The sequence below is a fragment of the Microbacterium sp. BE35 genome, from assembly GCF_031457705.1.
GTDB classification, from domain to species: domain Bacteria; phylum Actinomycetota; class Actinomycetes; order Actinomycetales; family Microbacteriaceae; genus Microbacterium; species Microbacterium trichothecenolyticum.
The window spans coordinates 164,651-182,919 of the sequence record NZ_JAVDXD010000001.1 but is presented as its reverse complement, the minus strand read 5'-3'; the positions used below and the strand labels follow the sequence as shown (position 1 = coordinate 182,919).

Here is an 18,269-nt window from a genome sequence, read left to right as displayed (position 1 = left end):
GTTTCTGGTGGGCTCGACACGCTGATGGGGGACGGATGCCGTGTGCCACAACCCGTCAGCCGGGACATGGTCCGATCGGTCACCGTACGCGACACGACGAAGGCCCCGGCGGAACGGATCCGCCGGGGCCTCGGGTCGGCCGCGGGACTCAGGCCCGCGGCATCCGTTCATCTCAGCCGCACGAACGCGCGGTGTAGGCCGCCGCGACGGTGCCGGTCGCACCTGCCTGGGTCACCTCGACGGCGACCTCTCCCTGTGCGACCGACGCGGCGCGCGTGGTGAACGAGTAGGACGCGGACTTGCCGGCGGCGATCGTCGCCGACTTCGTGCCGTAGCCTGTCTCGATCTCGACGGTCGCGGCGGCGTCACCCGTGTTCGCGACCTTCGCCGTCAGCACGACCTTGCCGGCGACGCAGCGCGTCTCGGCGGTCACCTCGACGTCGATGGCCGCCTCGACGGTCACCGTCGCCTCGACGGGCATGCGCGAGGCATCCTGCGCGATGCCCGACACCGTGAACGTGCCAGGCGTGGCATAGTCGGCGGCGTCCACTGCGGCCCACTGCACCGCGACGGTCTCGCTCGAGCCGTCGGCCTTGGTGAGCTGCGCTTGCGGGAGAACGGGCGCGACACCGGTCAGGGTGTTCACATCGATCGCGCCGACCGAGGCCACCGCGAGGTTCGGCTGGTACGCCTCGAGCACCTTCTGGTACTCGGCGCGCGTGACCGGGATCACGGTGCCGTGACGCGGCTTGCCGCCGTCGGAGTTCTGCGGCAGGTTGGCGCGCAGCTTTGCGCCGAGCGGCTGCCACGAGTCGCCGTTGGTGATGTCGTTCGAGCCGAACGGGATGTAGTAGTTCGGGCCGCCGTGGTAATTCGGCTGGTCGATGAACAGGAACCAGTCGAGGTTGTTCACATCGCCCTCGTTAGCGGGGAAGATGCTCGGACCCTCGCCGCTCGAGTACGTGCCGCCCGGCTCGCCGTTCGGCAGGCCCGAGGCGACGCGCTCCTTGATCAGCGTCCACTGGTTCGCCGAGCCCGTGGTTCCGGGGAGCGCACCCGAGATGGTCGCGAGCAGGTCGGTCGACTTCTCCTGACGGATGGTCATGGATGCCTCGTCCTTGGTGAACCGGTAGTAGGTGTCGTCCACCTTGGCGACGGTCGAGTCGATGAGCCCCAGGCCGGTGCCGCGACGCACGTCGCTCCACACCTTCGCCTCGGAGAACGTCACGAAGTCGTCCGTGGTCGCATACATCATCCGGTTGTAGGTGACGGCGGTGCGGTCGGCCGCGTTCGTGGTCGGGTAGATGTTCGAGGCCCAGAAGACGACGAACGTGTCGAGCTCCTCGTCCCAGTACGCCTCCGGCGCCCAGGTGTTGCCCGCGTAGTCCGACGACACCTTGACGTGACGCTGGTTCGACCAGTTGACGAGGTCGTCCGACTCCCACACCTCGATGTAGCGCGAACCCGAGATCTGCGCGGTGGTGAAGCCGCCGGCGAGCCCGTCGATCTTGAGGTCGGTCGCGAGCATGTAGAACCGGTCGCCCTCCGGCGCGCGGATGATGAACGGGTCGCGGAGCCCGGCAGTGCCCTGGGTGGACGTGAACAGCGGCTGGCCGTTGTTCAGGGTGTTCCACGCGAGCGCGTCGTTGCCCTTCGAGGCCGCGAGGCTGACCTTCTCGGCGCCCGCGCCCTCACCCGTGAAGAAGGCCCACACGTAGGCCTCGGTCTTGCTGTCTCCGCCGGGCATAGGCTGCACCTTCACGCGGTACTCGCGGGTGCGTTCGGCCGAGCCGTTGCGGGCCGTCGCCGTGAGCACGACCTCGGCGGCAGCGCTTCCGGCGGCGGGGCGCTGGACCACCACGGTGCGCGAGCCGGCGGTGACGCCGTCGCGCAGCGACGCGTTCCCGCCGCCCGAGGCGACCGCCCACTCGACGGTCGACCCCTGGGGGCCGGAAGCCGGCACCGAGAAGTTGGTGCGGATGTTGTCGGCGCCGCGGATGGCGATCGCGTCGAGGTCGGCGTCGGCCTTCACGTCGTCGGCGAGGTCCTCGGGCACGACCACGTCGTACGTCTGGGTGCGCGACTCTGCGCCGACGGTGAAGGTCGCGGTGAGGGTCACTGTGGCGTCGCCGGAGCCCGCGGCGGGACGGGTCACACTCGCGGTGCCGCCGGTCACGGCGATCGCGGCGTCGTCGGACGTCCACGACACCGTTGCGCCGTAGCTGGTGGTGGGGACGGTGAAGTTCGCCGTCGCGCTGCCGGGCACCGAGACGGAGGCGACGGCGCGGTCGAGCGCCTCACCGGCGAACAGTGCCTGCACGTCGCCGTCGCCGAGCGCCTGGCCGTAGACGGCGAAGTCGTCGACCTGTCCGTTCCAGTTGGCGTCGTTGTAGGTGGAGCGGCCGATGTACGACACGAGCGACGAGCCGAACGACGACACGTTGCGCGCGATCGCGGTCTGCGAGATGCGGGAGCCGTTGACGTAGACGCGCAGCTGGCCGGTGGTGCCGTCGATGACGGTCGTGTAGAGCGACATCCCCGACGGAGTGCGCGCACCGGTGGTCGCGGCGTTGGTCGCGCCGGCGCCGACCTCGGTGCCCCACGGAGCGCTCGCGCTGACGGTGTTGGTGACCACGGACTTCACGTAGCCGCTCGGGTTGGTCGGGTTGAGCAGCCAGTATGCCGACGAGTACGACGCGCCCGAAGCGACGGGCGCGCCGATGAAGGCGGCCGCGACGTTGGCGGGACCGGTGCGGTTGGACATCCACGTGGAGATCGTCAGGTTCGTCTTGCCGACGAGGGCCGTCGTCGGGACCTCGACGTAGGCGGTCGTCGCGCGGGCGCCGCCGGGGAGATCCAGGATGCCGTTGCTGACGGAGCCGCCCGATTGGCGCAGCGTCGCGTTGTGGCCGTTGCCTGAGACGTCGGGGATCGTCGCGCCCGAGGTGGAGTCGAACGTGTAGTGGATGATCGGCTGGGCGTCGATCGCCGCCTGCGCGGCGGTGGGCGCGAGAGCGCCGGTGAGCGCGAGGGCGACCGCCGTCGTCACCGCCGCGCTTCTGGATAGGACTCGGGACCTCGTGCGCGTTCTCATGCGCGGTTTCCTCGCTCTCGTCGATCGCGGCGAGGCGTCCCTCCGCTCCAACGTTCGGTCGGGCGGACAGCTGTGCGTCATCGCGCAATCTTCTGACCGCTCGGGGGCGGCCCACGGACATGGTGTTACCGGGAACATTCCGGGTTCGGATCACGCTAGGGCCCCGCGCGCGGCTCTGTCAAGAAGGGTGCGGCCCAAAGCGTTATCGGTAACAGGATGTCGGTCCGAAAAGTTGCGCATCCCGCGCGAGACGCTAATGTGAGCGATAACAGCCTGTTCGACGAAGTTCAGTCACTTGATGGAGAGTGGAATGCGACTGTCCCTGCACCACCGCCGAGCCGCTATCGGGATCGCCGCCGTCGGCGCCATGATCCTCGGCCTCGGCGCCGCCACGACCGCGGCCGCCGCCGTCCCTGAGGACGGCTTGGTGGCGTCCTACGAGTTCGACCTCGCGAGCGGATCGTCGGTGCCCAACGAGGTCGCCGGCTCCGCGTTCGGAGACGCCACGGTCCGCAATGTCCAGGCCGCCGACTGGACCGGCTCGGCGCTCACCCTCCGCGGCGGCGCCAAGACGTCCACCGGTAACTGGGTGGAGCTGCCCGACAGCCTCCTCGCCGGCAAGGCGTCGGCCACCGTCGTGGCCGAGGTGAAGGCCTCGCAGGCGATGCTCAACGGCTTCCACTTCCTGTGGAACATCGGCAACGAGTCCTCGGCGACAGAGTACTTCTTCGCCTCGCTCAACTGCGCCTCCGGCCGCGCGCCTCTCGTGGGCATCAAGTCCGCCGGCGTCGAGCGGCTCGTGCAGTCGAACTCGTGCGGCGTGACTGCGAACCAGTGGGTGAACGTGACGTCGGTCGTCGACGGCGCATCGGGCACGGCGTCCCTCTACATCGACGGCGTCCGCGTCGCGAACGGCGGCGTCGATCGCACGCCGGCGAACATCGTCGACCAGTCGCTCAACACCATCGGCCGCGCCCCGTGGCCCGACCCGCTCTTCCAGGGCGCGATCTCGTCGTTCCGCGTGTACGACCGCGCGCTCTCAGCCGTCGAGGTCGCCGCGGGATCGGACGCCGACGCCCAGGCTCACGCGACCGAGCTGCAGGCGCAGGCCCAGGCGATCCTCACCGCGCTCGCGCTCGCCGACCGGGAGACCTCGAGCGACATCGACCTGCCGACGTCGGGCGGCAAGGTCACCTGGAGCTCGAGCGATCCCGCGGTCGTCGCGGCGGACGGCTCGGTCGCCGCACCGCTCGCCGGCCAGCCGGCCGTCGACGTGGAGCTCACCGCGACCGCGGCCATCCGCGGCATCACCGCCACGCAGTCCATCACGGTCACCGTGCTGCCGTCGTCCGAGACCGCCGAGCAGCGCGCGACCCGGCTGGCCGAGCTCTTCGTCATCCCCGCCGTCGTCGAGTCCGGCACGGCGCTGCCCGCAGCCCCCGCGGGCACCGAGGTCGACGTCACCTCGACGAGCGAGGGCATCACGGTCGATGAGACGATCGTGGCCGCAGGTGATGACGCCGTCGAGGGGCAGGTCGCGGTCGAGGTGACTGATGCCGCGACCGGGGTTGCGGCATCCCGCATCTTCGATGTCACCGTGCTCCCCGCCGACACCACCACGCGGCTGCTCGCCTACAGCCGCGTGCCCTCGACAGTGGCGCAGGCGAACAACGCCGACGTCGCGCTCAGCATGCACCTCGCCCTCGAAGACGGCGACGGGTGGGGTCCGCTCAACGAGAACTACGGCATCTTCTTCGCGAAGACCTCGGTCGCGGTTCCCGCGAACGGCACGAGCGACAGCATCATCCGGAGTCTCCGCGACCCGCACCTGTTCACACTCGAAGACGGCGGCTACGGCCTGGTCGCGACCCGAACCGCTCGCGGTGGCGGTGCCGACGGCACGCAGACCTCCAGCGTGCTCTTCGCCCGCAGCAGCGATCTGCGCAGCTACGACGAGGTCGGCATGGTGAACCTCGGCGTGACGAGCGGCGTCAACGAGCCGGCGGCCGTGTACGACTCTGCCTCCGACCGCTACGTCGTGACGTGGACATCGGATGCCGGGGCCTCGATGTACACCACGTTCACCGATCTCGCCGACCCGGCGACCCGGGGGGAGGTGCGCCGCGGGGCGGTGTCGGCGACCGCCGGCGCGGCCGGTGACGGCGTCCCGAACTACGACTCTGGCAACACGCTTCCCATCGACGCGCAGACCGTCGAGGCGCTCGAGGGGCGGTTCGGCCGCATCGCGAACACCGGCGTCGGCGAACTCGACGGCGTCGAGATCGAGCAGGGCGAGGAGCTGGATGCCGCGGCTCTGCCGAAGCGCGCGGAGCTGTCTTACGACGACGGCTCGAGCTCTTCGCGCGTGATCGCATGGGATGCGGACTCCCTCGCCGCGGTCGACACGGCGACCCCCGGTACCTACGAGGTCACAGGCTCGCTCAAGACCACCGAGTACGCGACGCCGTTCGCCGATGAGCGCGCCGACCCGTCGGTGTTCCGCTACGACTGGAACGGCCAGGAGAAGTTCCTGATGATCGCGACCGAGGACATCTACGGCGGCAACATCAACCCGCAGGGCGGCGCGCACATGCCGATCCGCATCGCGGACAGCATCGAGGACCTCTCCGATGAGGCCGTCAACGCCGGGCGCAACGTCGAGATCGACCTGCTGCGCAGGGGCGACACCGACGCCGACGGCGGCGTCATGACCGGCTGCTTCTGGGCACCGGAGTATCACGTCATCGGCGGGAAGCTGTCGATCCTGTTCATGCCCTGCTACAACGGCACGAACGGCCAGCCCGACATGTGGACGGGCCGCGCGAGCATCATCCAGCTGAAGCAGGACGCCCAGGGCAACGACCTCGACCCGGCGGTGCCCGCGAACTGGACGAAGGCGCAGAAGGTGCTGCGCTCCGACGGCGGCATCCTCAATCCGTCGCAGAACATCTCGCTCGACATGACGTACCTCGAGGACTCGGGCCAGTCGTACTACATCTGGCAGCAGCTCGGGGCCCTCTTCATCGCGAAGATGGACCCGGCGAACCCGACCCGCCTGACCTCCGAACCGGTGCGCATCATCGTGCCGGAGTACGCGTGGGACAACACGATCGCCGAGGGCCCGAACGTGTACGCCCGTGACGGCGTGCTGTACCTGATCTATTCGGGTTCGACGGTCGGCGACACGTACACCACCGGTCTCGCGACCGCGACGGCGGGGGAGGGCGTGGACCTCACCTCGCCCGCCGCGTGGAGCAAGCTCAACTACCCGATCCAGAAGTCCGGCGTCTTCAACGGCGACTGGCAGCTCGGCACCGGTCACGGTATGTGGTCGCACGACGAGGACGACAACCTGCTCTACGTCTTCCACGCGCGCACCGACAACAACGGCCTGAGCGGCCGCGACATGTTCGTCCGCCGCGTGCACTGGGCGGCTGACGGCCTGCCGGTCTTCGACATGGAGGCGGATGAGGAGGTCACGCCCGACAACCGCACGGTGTCGACCACGGTCACTGTCACGGCCGTCGCCGCCCCCGAGCTCGATGTGACCGGCAAGATCACTGTGCGCTGCGTGGCCGGCAAGGTCGTCCAGGTCCTCACGGTGACCAACGGTGAGGGCGTCCCGGTGACGGTCTCGGCGGCCGGCGCCTACGGGTCGAAATCGTTCGGCGCCGTGGCCGCCGGCAAGAGCACGTCGACGTCGTTCACGACCCGGCAGATCTCGATCGCGGACGGATCCGTGACTCTCACCGCCGCCGCGACGGTCGGCGGCACACCGGTCACGGTGACGACCGCGGTGACGTATCCCGCGGCGAACTGCGGCTGAAAGACCCGGAACCGGGCGGCGCGAGCGCCGCCCGGTTCCGTACCACGTCCGCGCGCCACGACGGCAGCCTCATCCTCGACATGACGGATGCCGAGTGGCTCGCCGCCGCGAACCGCACGGTGACCGCGAAGGTCACGGTCGCTGAGTCTGCGGATCTCGACGTGACGGCCGCCATGACCTCGCGATGCGTGGCGGGCAAGGTCGTACAGGTGGTCACCGTGACCAACGGCGAAGACGTGCCGGTGCCGCCGCCCTTCGTCGTGCCCACGCCGCGCGTCCGCTGCCGGTTCAGATGGGCGACGCGCCGCTTCGCGCGACGGATGCCGCGTGCTGCGCCCCCCGAATCCCATAGGGGCCGCGGTCCCCAGTGCAGTCGAGCGCCCCGCCGGCCGAAGCCGACGGGGCGCTCGAGGGACGCGGAGGCGGTCAGCCGCAGGAGGCCGCGGCGAAGGGCGCCGACTCCTCGGCGGAGTCGCCGCCGGCCGAGACGGCGACAGCCGCCGACCCGGACGGGATCGCCGCGAGCCGCGTCGTGAACGCGGCCGACGTGGTCTTGCCCGGCTGCACGGCCGCCACCGTCTTGGAGCCGTGCGGCGTCGTGATCGCGAGGGCGACGGGCGCATCGCCGTCGTTCGCGGTCGTCACCGTCAGCACGACCTTTCCGGCGACGCAGCGCGTGGCGGTGGTCACCGTCACCGGGAGCGGTGCCGCAGCGACGACGACCTCGGCCGTCACCGTGATCGCGGTGGAGCTGAACAGCTTCCGGTCCGCGGCGTTGTACGCCGTCGAGCCGCCCGCACCGACCCACTGGTTGAGGTTCGCGCCGATCGTGTGCACGACGCCGGTGACCTCGTAGGTGCCCGCGACGTCGGTGTCGACATCCGCCACGTCCCAGGCGACCGGCTGCGACGCGGTGCCGCGGCCGTACGCAAGCGTGACCTCGGCTTCGCCCGGCAGCGCCGTGCGTACTGCATCGGCCGTCGCGCCGGACTCGACGTCGACGCTGCCCAGATCGGACGCGACGGCACCCGTGGCGTCGGCCTCGCGGATCGTCTCGTACTGGCCGGACGTCAGCGGCACGATCCCGCCGTGCTTGGTGCTCGGCGCCATCGAGAAGCTGCTCGAGACGAGCTGCGCCCAACCGGCATCCAGATCCGTCGCCTGCATGGGCCGGTAGCCGGTCGAGGGGATGACGTCGACGTAGAGGTACCACTTGTCCTCGCCGTGCCGCTGGAACACCGCCGGTCCTTCGACGCCCCCGGCGTTTCCGCCCGACCACACCGCGCCGATGCGGGTCTGGATCTGCGTCCAGGTCGCGGTGGGCGCCCACCAATCCGCCGCGGGAGTGGATTCCATGTAGATGCCCTTGCCGGCGGAGTTGTCCTTGGTGATCCGGTACGTCTTGCCGTCGTCCTGGATGATCGTGGTGTCGATCGTGTTGCCGCCCGCGTCGATGAAGACCCCGCCGTACTCGTAGGTGTCCTGCGTGAAATCGGTCGTCGCGCCCCAGAGGATGCGCGAGTACGTCGAGCCCGTGTGGCCGGCGTTCGCGTACACGTTCGACGACCAGTAGACGACGAACGCGCCGCTGCCGTCCTCGTTGTACCCGGGGACCCATGTGGCCTCGGGCGCCCATGCCATGCCGAGCTCGGCGACCTCGGTGCCCGCGGGGGACTGGGCGACGTCGAACTGACGCAGGTCGCTCCACGTGACGAGGTCCTTCGACTCCCACACGTTGAGCTTCGTGCTGCCCTGCGACGACCAGTAGCACCACTCGGTGCAGCCGGTCACCCCGCGGTCGCCGCCGAAGACGCGCAGGTCGGTCGCGATGATGTAGTACGTCTCGTTCTCGGGGTTGTACGTCAGGTAAGGATCGCGGATGCCGGTGGTCCCCAGCTGCGACGCCAGGATCGGCTCCCCGCCGTTCAGGGGGTCCCAATGCTCGGGGTTGTCGCCCCGCGACACGTCGAGGTAGATCTTCTCGGCGTAGCCGGCGGAGTCCTCGATGAAGTGCACCATCGCGTAGCCGAACGCGTCGTCTTCGCCCGGGAGGGGCTTGATCGTCACCGGCACGGACTTCGACACGCTCGCACCGCGCACCGTGGCGGTCGCGGTGAGGGCGGTGGTCACGGGGGCGGAGCCCGTGGCGGGCTGGGTCGCCGAGACGGTCACGCCATCCGCCGCCACCTCGAGTGCGGGGTCGGCGGAGGTCCACGCCACGCGCCCGCCGTAGTCGGGCAGCGTCGTCCGCTGCTCGTCGATCGTCACCGGCGTGACGCCGTCGAGCACGGTCTGCGCGGCCTGCTCAAACGAGGAGGCATGGACGGAGGCATCCGCATCGGACACCTGGTCGACCTCGGCCGCGGTGAGTGCGCGGTCGTACACGCGGAACGTCGACACCTCGCCCTTGTACATCGGGTCGGGGTACGGGGCGCGGCCGATCGCGTTGAGCGTCTGGTCGGTGATGGATGCCGGTGTCAACGCCGTCGCGGTACGCGCGACCTGTTCGCCGTCGACGTAGAAGGTGATCGTGCCGGCCGCGCCGTCGATGACCGACGTCAGGCTGTACCAGCGGTCAGCCGACAGTGCGGTTCCGGAGCGGGCGTTGACCTCGCCGCCGCCCCCGCCCGTCGTGATCGTCGTGCGCGGGTTGTCGCGCACCGAGGCGAAGTAGTACTGCGTGGTGGAGTCGCTGCCGATGTTCCACAGGAAGTTCCAGTTGTTCTTCATCGAGGCGTCGAGCTTCGTCTCGATGGTGACCGTGGCCGAGGTCTTGCCGGCCAGCAGGTTGTCGGGCAGGCGCACCCAGCTCGCGGTGGGACTGGTCTTGGCGCCGCCGGTGAAGACCAGGGACGAACCGGTCCACAGGCTGTCGCTGCCGTTCATCACGGTGGCGGCGCCGATCGGTCCGACCGCGGAGTTCGGCACCGAGGAGCCGGCCGTCTCGTCGAAGACGTACTCGGCGAGGAGTCCACTGGTGGGCGCGGTGACCTGCCCTACGGCCGGAGCGGCCGCCAGCGGTGCCAGGGCGCCGAGGATCAGTCCGGCGCCTGCTGCCGACGCGATCAGCGCGCGGACGCGCCGTGGGGGAGAGATGGGCTTCGTGCGTGTCGAGGATCGTGCCGGGTTCACTCCAGCTCCTTTGCTCAGTCGAGTCTGTTCGTGCACGAGACGGGACGGCGAAGCGCGCGACTGAATGTTAGCGCTCACGTCACCGACGGGCAACGGTGCGAAAGAGGCCTTCATCTCCTCTTGACATCCCGGGAGTTCGCGCTAACATCGGACCCACAGCATCTGATAGCGCTAACAAGTGCGCATATCGCTCGACAGGACAAGGGAGCCCTGCAGCCTTGGCGAAGACGACTGACAGCATCCGCGGCACGAGGCAGCCGCATCCGCTCATCCGCCGCGCGCTCGCGCTCGGCACGACCGTCGCCCTCGGCGTCGGCGCGCTGGCGTTCGGGCTGCCGTCGGCCGCCGTCGCCGCAGACTCGATCTCGATCGCCTCAGCGAAGGTGCTCGACCTCAGGTTCGACGGCGACCTCGCCGACGCCAGCGCCAACGCCGCGGCGGTGACGATGCAGAAGGGCACCGCCGCGTACGGCGCGGGCGTCCGCGGGCAGGCTTTCAACCTCGACGGCTCCAACGCCATCCGCCTCGGTACCGCCGCCTACCTGCAGCCCGCGGACCTCACGGTGTCGTTCTGGTACAAGCCGAACGCCGCGATGTCGGGCGAGCAGGTGTTCGCCTGGAGCAAGTCGGTGTACAACTCCGACGGCTGGTACCTGACGTCGGAGGGCAACGGCACGCCGCTCGCCCTCTCGATCGGCCCGTCCTCGGGCCAGCCCTACAAGGTCGCCGTCGACGGCGCCCGCGCCGACTTCTTCCCCACCGGTCAGTGGACCCACGTCGTCGCGACGTACGACAAGGCGACCAAGAGCGTCGCGTTCTACCGCAACGGCGTGCGCCAGATCTCGACCGTGAAGTACGCCGCCACAGGTGCGGCCACCGGCGTCCTGGGCTCCGAGAGCACGACGGTGAAGACCCTCGGCTACAACGGGCCCTCTTACAACGGAGCCCACGCCAACGGCCTCCTCGATGATTACACCCTGTACAACGGCGTCGCCACGATCGCGGATGTCGTCGCGCTGACGAAGGAGAACAACCCGGCGTTCGATCCCGCCGCGGTGGCGCAGTCGGCGCTGGACGCCCTGAGCGTGCCGGCAACCGCGTCTGTGGACTTCGGCCTGCCCGTGGCCACCACGAGCGGCGCCGAGGTGTCGTGGTCGTCCTCCGACGACGACGTGATCTCGATCGACGGCGCCGCAGCATCCGTCACCCGCCCGGCCGGCTCCGACGCGACCGTCACGCTCACGGCCACGGCGGTTTACGGCGGCAGCGCGCCCGTGACGAAGACCTTCACCGTGACCGTGCCGAAGGATGGGGCATCCACGTCCATCTATGTCGAGGAGACCGACTTGAGCGAGGTGCTGCTCGAGGACCCGTACCTGGTCAACGGCAACCAGAAGATGGTCCAGTACCTGCTGAGCCTCGACCCGGAGCGCTTCCTGTACTCCTTCTATACGCAGGCGGGCCTGCCCACGACCGTCCAGCCCTACGGGGGCTGGGAACGCGCCACCGGCACGAGGTTCCAGGGGCACTTCTTCGGCCACTACGTCTCGGCGCTGTCGCAGGCGTACGCGACGGAGAGCGACCCCACCACCAAGGCCGCGCTCCTCGCCAAGCTCACGACGGCCGTCGACGGTCTCGACCGCGCTCAGCGGGCGTACGCCGTCGTCGACCCGAGCAACGCCGGCTACGTCTCGCCGTTCTCCACCTCGGTGCTGCCGAGCGGCGGCGGCGGGCTGCTCGTTCCCTTCTACAACCTGCACAAGGTACTCGCGGGCCTCCTCGACGCGCACCAGTACGCACCCGAAGCGGTCTCGGACAAGGCGCTCACCGTCGCGAGCGGGTTCGGCACCTGGGTGCGCACCTGGGCCGCGCGCCAGGCGAACCCGGCGTCGATCCTCAACACCGAGTACGGCGGCATGAACGAGGCCCTGTACGAGCTGTTCAGCATCACGGCCGACCCGGCGCACAAGCGCGCGGCGGAGTACTTCGACGAGGTCACCCTGTTCCAGCAGCTGGCCGCCGGCCAGGACGTGCTCGACGGCAAGCACGCCAACACGACCATCCCGAAGCTGATCGGCGCGCTCAAGCGCTACACGGTGTTCACCGACAACCCGCACCTCTACGAGATGCTGACCCCCGCCGAGAAGAGCAGCCTCGGCATGTACCGCACCGCAGCCGAGAACTTCTGGCAGATCGTGGTCGACGACCACACCTATGCGAACGGCGGCAACAGCCAGTCCGAGCACTTCCACGGTGCGGGCGAGCTCTACGAGCACGCGACCAACGGCACCACATCGGGCTACGGCGAGAACTCGACATCCGAGATCTGCAACGAGTACAACATGCTCAAGCTGACCAAGGCGCTGTTCCAGGTGAGCCCGGAGGTCAAGTACCCCGACTTCTACGAGCACACCTACATCAACGCGATCCTCGCGCAGCAGAACCCCGAGACGGGCATGATGACGTACTTCCAGCCGATGCAGGCCGGGTACGCGAAGGTGTTCGGCAACCCGGTGGACGAGTTCTGGTGCGACCACGGAACGGCGACCGAGAGCTTCACCAAGCTGGGCGACTCGATCTACTTCCGCAAGGGATCGTCGGTCTACGTGAACATGTTCCGCTCGTCGGTGTACACCGACGAGGCGCGCAACCTGCGGCTGACGCAGACAGCCGACGTGCCGGCCGACGAGACGGTGACCTACTCCGTCGACGCCATCGACGGCGGCGAGCTCGCCGAGGGCACCACGCTGCGCCTGCGCATCCCGAGCTGGGTGGCGCAGGCGCCGACCCTGACGCTCAACGGTGCGGTCCAGGATGTCGCCGCCCTCACGCAGGACGGCTACGTCGTGCTCGAGGTCGGGGCCGGCGACGAGCTCACGTATGTGCTGCCCGCCGAGGTGCGCGTGGACGACAGCACCGAGAACCCCGACTGGGTCGCGTTCACCTACGGTCCGGTGCTGCTGGCGACCGAGCTCAACCGCACGAACGTCGGCGCGACGTACGTCGCCGGTGTGCTGGTGCGCATGAGCGTCGCCGACAAGTCGGTCAGCAACGACGTCGTCGTCGACGACGCCGCGGCGTTCAAGGCGGGCATCGCCGACAACCTCGTGCGCATCGAGGATGGGGAGAATCTCAACGGCATCGATACCATGCGCTTCAAGCTGCGCAATGCGGATGCCGCCTCCGAGGCGCTGACCTTCGAGCCCTGGTACAGCCTGTACAACGCCCGCTACGCGATCTACATGGATCTGATCGAGCCCGACTCCCCGCAGGCTCAGGCGCTGATCCTCAAGAACAAGCAGCAGCTGCGCATCGCGGAGACGACGATCGACTCGCTCACGTCGTTCGATGACAACAACAGCGAGGCCGACAAGAACTACAAGTACAACAAGTCGGGAGTCGGGGTGTGGCTCGGCGAGGGCTACCGCGACGGCCAGATGGCGACGGATGCGTACTTCCAGTACGACATGATCGTCGACCCGACGCTGCCCAAGAACTACCTGGGCGTGCGATACTTCGGCGGCGACAACGGGCGCTCGTTCAACGTGTACGTCAACGACGTGCTGCTGAAGAACGAGCGCATCACCAACGCCGCGGGCGCGAACACCTGGTACGTCCAGTACGACGAGATCCCGGCATCCGTGCTCGCGGGCATCCAGGCGAAGGACAGCTACAAGCGCAACCAGGCGGGGCAGTACGTGCTCGATGCCGACGGCCACAAGATCCCGATCGTGACCGTGCGCTTCCAGGGCAACGGCACCAGCTACGTGGGCGGCGTCTACGGCGTCTACACCGCTTCGAAGACGACCTTCGGGAAGGATGCCGATCTCTCGGGCCTCTCGTTCGACGACGGTGAGCTCTCCCCGGCGCTGAAGAACGGCGTGTACTCCTATACGGCCACCGTCCCGGAGGATGCGACGACGGCGACCTTCGACGCGGACCCGGCAGTGCCGAGCGGGCTGGTATACGCCGGCGACGTGCTGATCGACGACACTCAGCCGCGGACGGTGGCGCTCGCGGCGGAGGGACCCACGGTCATCACGCTGCGCACGACCGCGCAGGACCACACCGCAACCGCCACGTACACGATCTCGATCGTGCGGGCCGAGCCCGAACCCGCGCTGCAGGTGACCGCGACGACCACCGCGCGCTGCGTGGCGGGCAAGGTCGTGTTGACCGTGCAGGCCGTGAACGGCTCCGAGGTGCCGGTGGCGCTCTCGATCGCCACGCCGTTCGGCTCCAAGCAGGTGGTGAGCCTCGCCCCGGGCAAGGCGACGACAGCCGCGTTCACGACGCGCCTCACGCAGATCGAGGCGGGCTCGGCCACGGTCACTGCGACGGGGTCTGCGGGCGGCGAACAGGCCACGCAGGCGGTTCCGGTGGCATTCCCGGCCTTCGTCTGCGGCTGACACTTCCCGGGGGGATGCCTGGACGGAGGCATCCTCTCGGGGGACCAACCCGAAAACAGCGAAAAGGTTATCGAAAAGGTTGTTCTCGCTAACCGTTATCGCTAACATCAATTCGAGCCCGAAGATCCACAGCCGGATCCAGAGCAAAGGTGCATGATGCTCACTCTCACGAACCGCCCCCGCCGGGCAGCGACGACGCCTTCGCGGGCGCGACTCGCCACGGCGCCGGCGGTCGAGCAGCACGCAGTTCGCCCAGGAGCCTGTGTTTCGCAGGCCGGGGGAGCGGATCCGGCGGGGGCGACGGGCGCAAACGACGTGCACTGGGGGACTCGCGGCGAACGCCGGGATTCCCGCGAGACCCGACGATCGGACGGACCGATCGCTCGCGAGTTCGGCGCGGCAGAGATGCCGGCCGGGAATGGAGACAGAGGCAAATGAACAAGAAGAGCTTCATCGCTCGCGCCGCAGTCGGCGTGGTCGGCGGCGCGCTGCTCCTCGGCGGCGCCGGCGCGGCGATCGCCGACGAGATCGACAACGGCGAGGTCGACGTCAACGTGAACATCGAGGCGCTGCCTCCGGTGGGCGCGCTGACGCTGAGCGTTGCGTCCGGATCCGCCACCCTGGCCGAGGTCGACTCGGGCGACGATGACGTCCGTCAGTTCAACGGCACGCTGCCGACGGTCACGGTGTCCGATGACCGCGAAGAGGTTCCGGTCGGGCAGTTCTGGTACGTCGTCGGTCAGTCCAGCGCGCTGACCTCGGGTGCGAACTCGATCGCCGCCGGCAACCTCGGCTGGACGCCGCGCCTGCTCACCGCCGAGGGCGACGGAGAGGTCGCCGAGGGCGGCCAGGTCGGCACTGTGCTCGACGGCGACATCGGTCTGAGCACCGGTGAGGACGTGCTCGCGTTGGCGCTCGACTCGGGTGACGCGGCGACCGTCGGCACCTGGTCGGCCAACGCCGATCTGTTCCTCAAGACGCCCAAGACCGTCGCACCCGGCGCGTACTCGGGCACGATCACCCTCTCGCTGTGGGAAGACGCGTACTGAACTTGATCGCGTTCTACGCCCACTCGTGCTGAAATCGGGTCGGGGTCGTCGACGGCGACCCCGACCCTGACATATCTGGATCCCACCGTGCATCATCTCCTCCGCGGTCCCGTCCCGACCGTCCGAACCGTCGTGGCACTCCTCGCCGCGCTGACGATCCTCGCCATGTCTGCCCTCTGGCCGACGGCCGCACGTGCGGCCACCGACGAGGACTCCGAAGTGCGGTGGTCGGTCGTGCCGGCCGATGCGTCCGGGCCCGACGGCAGAAGGGCGGTCGAGATCGAGATGGACCCCGGCGAGACGATCGAGGATCGCTTCGCCGTCCGCAACATCGGCGACGCAGAGGTGGTCTTCGCCCTCACCGCCGCCGACGGCTTCTACACGCGCAGCGGCCGGTTCGACATCCTCGCCGCCGACAAGGAATCGGTCGACGCCGGCACGTGGATCTCGCTTCCCGAGACCGTGACGGTACCCGGCGGCGGAACGGTCATCGTGCCGTTCTCGATCTCCGTGCCCGACCGGGCCGAGCCTGGCGACCATGCCGCCGGAATCACCGCGTCGATTCTGTCGGTGAAGCAGGCCGACGACGGCACCAGTGTCGGCGTAGAGAGCCGGGTAGGCTTCCGCGTCCTCACGCGCGTGTCCGGCGAGATCACCCCCGCCGCCTCGCTCGCCTCGCTGGCCGGCGGATACACCACGTCGTGGAACCCCCTGCGCCCTGGGGAGGCGACCGTCACCTTCGACGTCGTCAACGAGGGCAACACCCGTCTGCTCGCCGAGGGCTCCGTCTCGGCGGGCGGGCGCACCGTCTTCTTCCCTGGCGTCGGCGAGTCGCCCCAGGAGCTCCTGCCGGGTGACACCCGCACGATCACGGTCGTCGTGGACGACGTGTGGCCGCTGTTCGTCGTGCCGGCGACGGTCACCCTGGCGCCGACCGTCGTGACCATGTCGGACTCGTCAGATACTCTCGACCCCGTCACCGCCGATGCCGTCATCTGGGCCATGCCCTGGCCGCAGCTGCTGCTCCTCGCCGGTATCGCGCTCATCGTTTGGGCGATCCTGTGGGGGCACCTGCGCTCTCGCCGGCGGCTCGCCGCCATGCTCGACGGAGCACGGGCGCAGGCTCTCGAAGAGGGACGCGAACAGGGCCGCAGTGAAGCGAAGACCCCGGCGGGCATCGCGTGAGGCACAGGTACGGCCACCTGGCCTCCGGCGTGCTCGCCGTGATCTCGGCATCCGTTCTCCTCGCGACGCCCGCGAGCGCCGACGAGGTCGGCATCGAGGGCGGCACGGTCTCGGTCACGGTGCAGATCGACCCCCTCGAATGCGTGACCGGCTGCGGCGGAGGTTCCCTGCCCGGCACCGATCTTCCCGCCACCGGCATGGTGGGCATCGAGCCTCTGCTTTGGATCGCCATCGCGCTGCTCGTCGCCGGAGCGGTGTTCGCGCTCAAGGCGAGGACGGCGCGTCAGGGCCGGGCCCTCGCACTGTCGGCGTCGTCGACCGCCTACGCTGTGGACAGTGGCGAACGCGCTCCCATGGGGGAGGGTCCGTCGGCCGACGAGCCGTCCGTGCGCCGCCGGAGCGAACGAGGTGACCGAGCATGACCGAAGCGACGCGGGGCTGGCAGCGTCCCAGCATCTACGACGTCGCCAAGCATGCCGGCGTCTCGCACATGACCGTGTCGCGCGTCCTCAACGGTCACCCGAACATCCGCGAGTCCACGCGCGAGCGGGTGCTCAAGGCGATCGACGAGATGAACTACACGCGCAGCTCGATCGCGCGGGCGCTCGCCACGCGCCGCGCCATGCGCATCGGCGTGCTGGTCGACAGCCCTGTGCAGTACGGCCCCAACAGCACGCTGCGGGCGCTCGAGAGCGCCGCGCGCGATGTGGGCTATGCGATCAGCGCCTTCTCCATCTCGGAAGACGACGAGCTGCAGATCGACACGGGCGTGGTCGAGCTGGTCACACAGGGCGTCGATGCGCTGTGCGTCATCGCGCCACGGGCGTCGTCGCTCGACCTGCTGCGCCAGCAGAGCACGGGTCTGCCCACCATCGTCATCAGGGCTGAACCGGATGCCACGTGGCACACGGCCGCGGTCGATCAGCGCTTCGGGGCGACGCTGGCCGTCAAACATCTGATCGACCTCGGGCATCGGTCGATCGCTCATCTCGCCGGACCCCTCGACTGGTACGACGCACGCGAGCGGGAACAGGGCTGGCTGGATGCCCTCGCTGACGCGGGTCTGCCCGCGGTGCCCGCGATCAACGGCGACTGGACATCGGACTACGGCTACGAGTTCGGCCGCACTTTCGAGTTCGGCGACATCACGGCCGTCTTCGCCTCGAACGATCAGATGGCGCTCGGACTCGTTCACGGGCTCGCCGAACGTGGAATCCGTGTGCCCGACGACATCAGCGTCGTGGGTTTCGACGACCTGCCCGACTCGCGTCACTTCCTGCCCCCGCTCACGACCATCCGGCAGGATTTCGCCGCACTCGGGTCGCTGGCCCTCCAGCTGGTCATCGACGCGATCGAGGGGGAGGACGGCGCTCAGCACGACATGATCGCGCCGACCCTGATCGTGCGATCGTCGACGTCGGCACCGCGCGTCTGAACGCCGGTCGGGCCTTTTCCGGCGTCTCCGGACGGCCTGCCGCGCGCGGTGCGTCCGAGCTTCGTCACGCCCTGATGTTCTGCGGAATGTTCGCGGTAACGGAAAAGTAACGAAATCCCGGAACGGAGTTGCGCCAGAG

At 69.1% G+C, this 18,269-nt stretch carries 8 protein-coding genes; 6 read left to right on the top strand and 2 right to left on the bottom strand.

What is annotated here, in order from left to right:
- Window positions 1-172: 172 nt before the first annotated feature.
- Window positions 173-3,049: an immunoglobulin-like domain-containing protein gene (locus J2Y46_RS00880; RefSeq protein ID WP_310239581.1), complete on the bottom strand. Its 2,877-nt coding sequence runs from the start codon at window positions 3,047-3,049 to the stop codon at window positions 173-175.
- Window positions 3,050-3,404: 355 nt separating this feature from the next.
- Between J2Y46_RS00880 and J2Y46_RS00875 the strand changes: the two genes are divergently transcribed.
- Window positions 3,405-6,920, top strand: a complete 3,516-nt coding sequence (locus J2Y46_RS00875; protein WP_310239579.1) for a family 43 glycosylhydrolase — start codon at window positions 3,405-3,407, stop codon at window positions 6,918-6,920.
- 426 nt (window positions 6,921-7,346) lie between these two features.
- Here the strand turns inward: J2Y46_RS00875 and J2Y46_RS00870 are convergent, their stop codons facing one another.
- Complete coding sequence (locus J2Y46_RS00870) at window positions 7,347-10,052, bottom strand: LamG-like jellyroll fold domain-containing protein (RefSeq protein ID WP_310239577.1); 2,706 nt, start codon at window positions 10,050-10,052, stop codon at window positions 7,347-7,349.
- A 218-nt stretch (window positions 10,053-10,270) separates the two neighbouring features.
- Here J2Y46_RS00870 and J2Y46_RS00865 point away from each other — a divergent pair, with 218 nt between their 5' ends.
- The 5 genes from J2Y46_RS00865 to J2Y46_RS00845 all read left to right on the top strand — a co-directional run bounded on the left by J2Y46_RS00865 (window position 10,271) and on the right by J2Y46_RS00845 (window position 18,130).
- Entirely contained in the window at window positions 10,271-14,461 is a 4,191-nt protein-coding gene (locus tag J2Y46_RS00865) for a beta-L-arabinofuranosidase domain-containing protein (protein WP_310239575.1), read from the top strand.
- Between the two features lie 434 nt (window positions 14,462-14,895).
- A complete protein-coding gene (locus tag J2Y46_RS00860; protein ID WP_045297809.1) occupies window positions 14,896-15,510 on the top strand; it encodes a hypothetical protein in 615 nt (204 codons plus the stop codon).
- Window positions 15,511-15,642: 132 nt separating this feature from the next.
- Window positions 15,643-16,695 (top strand): hypothetical protein, encoded by a 1,053-nt coding sequence (locus J2Y46_RS00855; protein ID WP_310239573.1) that lies wholly within the window; start codon window positions 15,643-15,645, stop codon window positions 16,693-16,695.
- On the top strand, window positions 16,692-17,117 hold the full coding sequence (locus tag J2Y46_RS00850) for a hypothetical protein (RefSeq protein ID WP_310239571.1): 426 nt from the start codon (window positions 16,692-16,694) through the stop codon (window positions 17,115-17,117). The genes J2Y46_RS00855 and J2Y46_RS00850 overlap by 4 nt, the downstream gene beginning before the upstream one ends.
- Window positions 17,114-18,130: a LacI family DNA-binding transcriptional regulator gene (locus tag J2Y46_RS00845; protein WP_045297806.1), complete on the top strand. Its 1,017-nt coding sequence runs from the start codon at window positions 17,114-17,116 to the stop codon at window positions 18,128-18,130. Before J2Y46_RS00850 ends, J2Y46_RS00845 begins: the two co-directional genes overlap by 4 nt.
- Window positions 18,131-18,269: the final 139 nt, after the last annotated feature.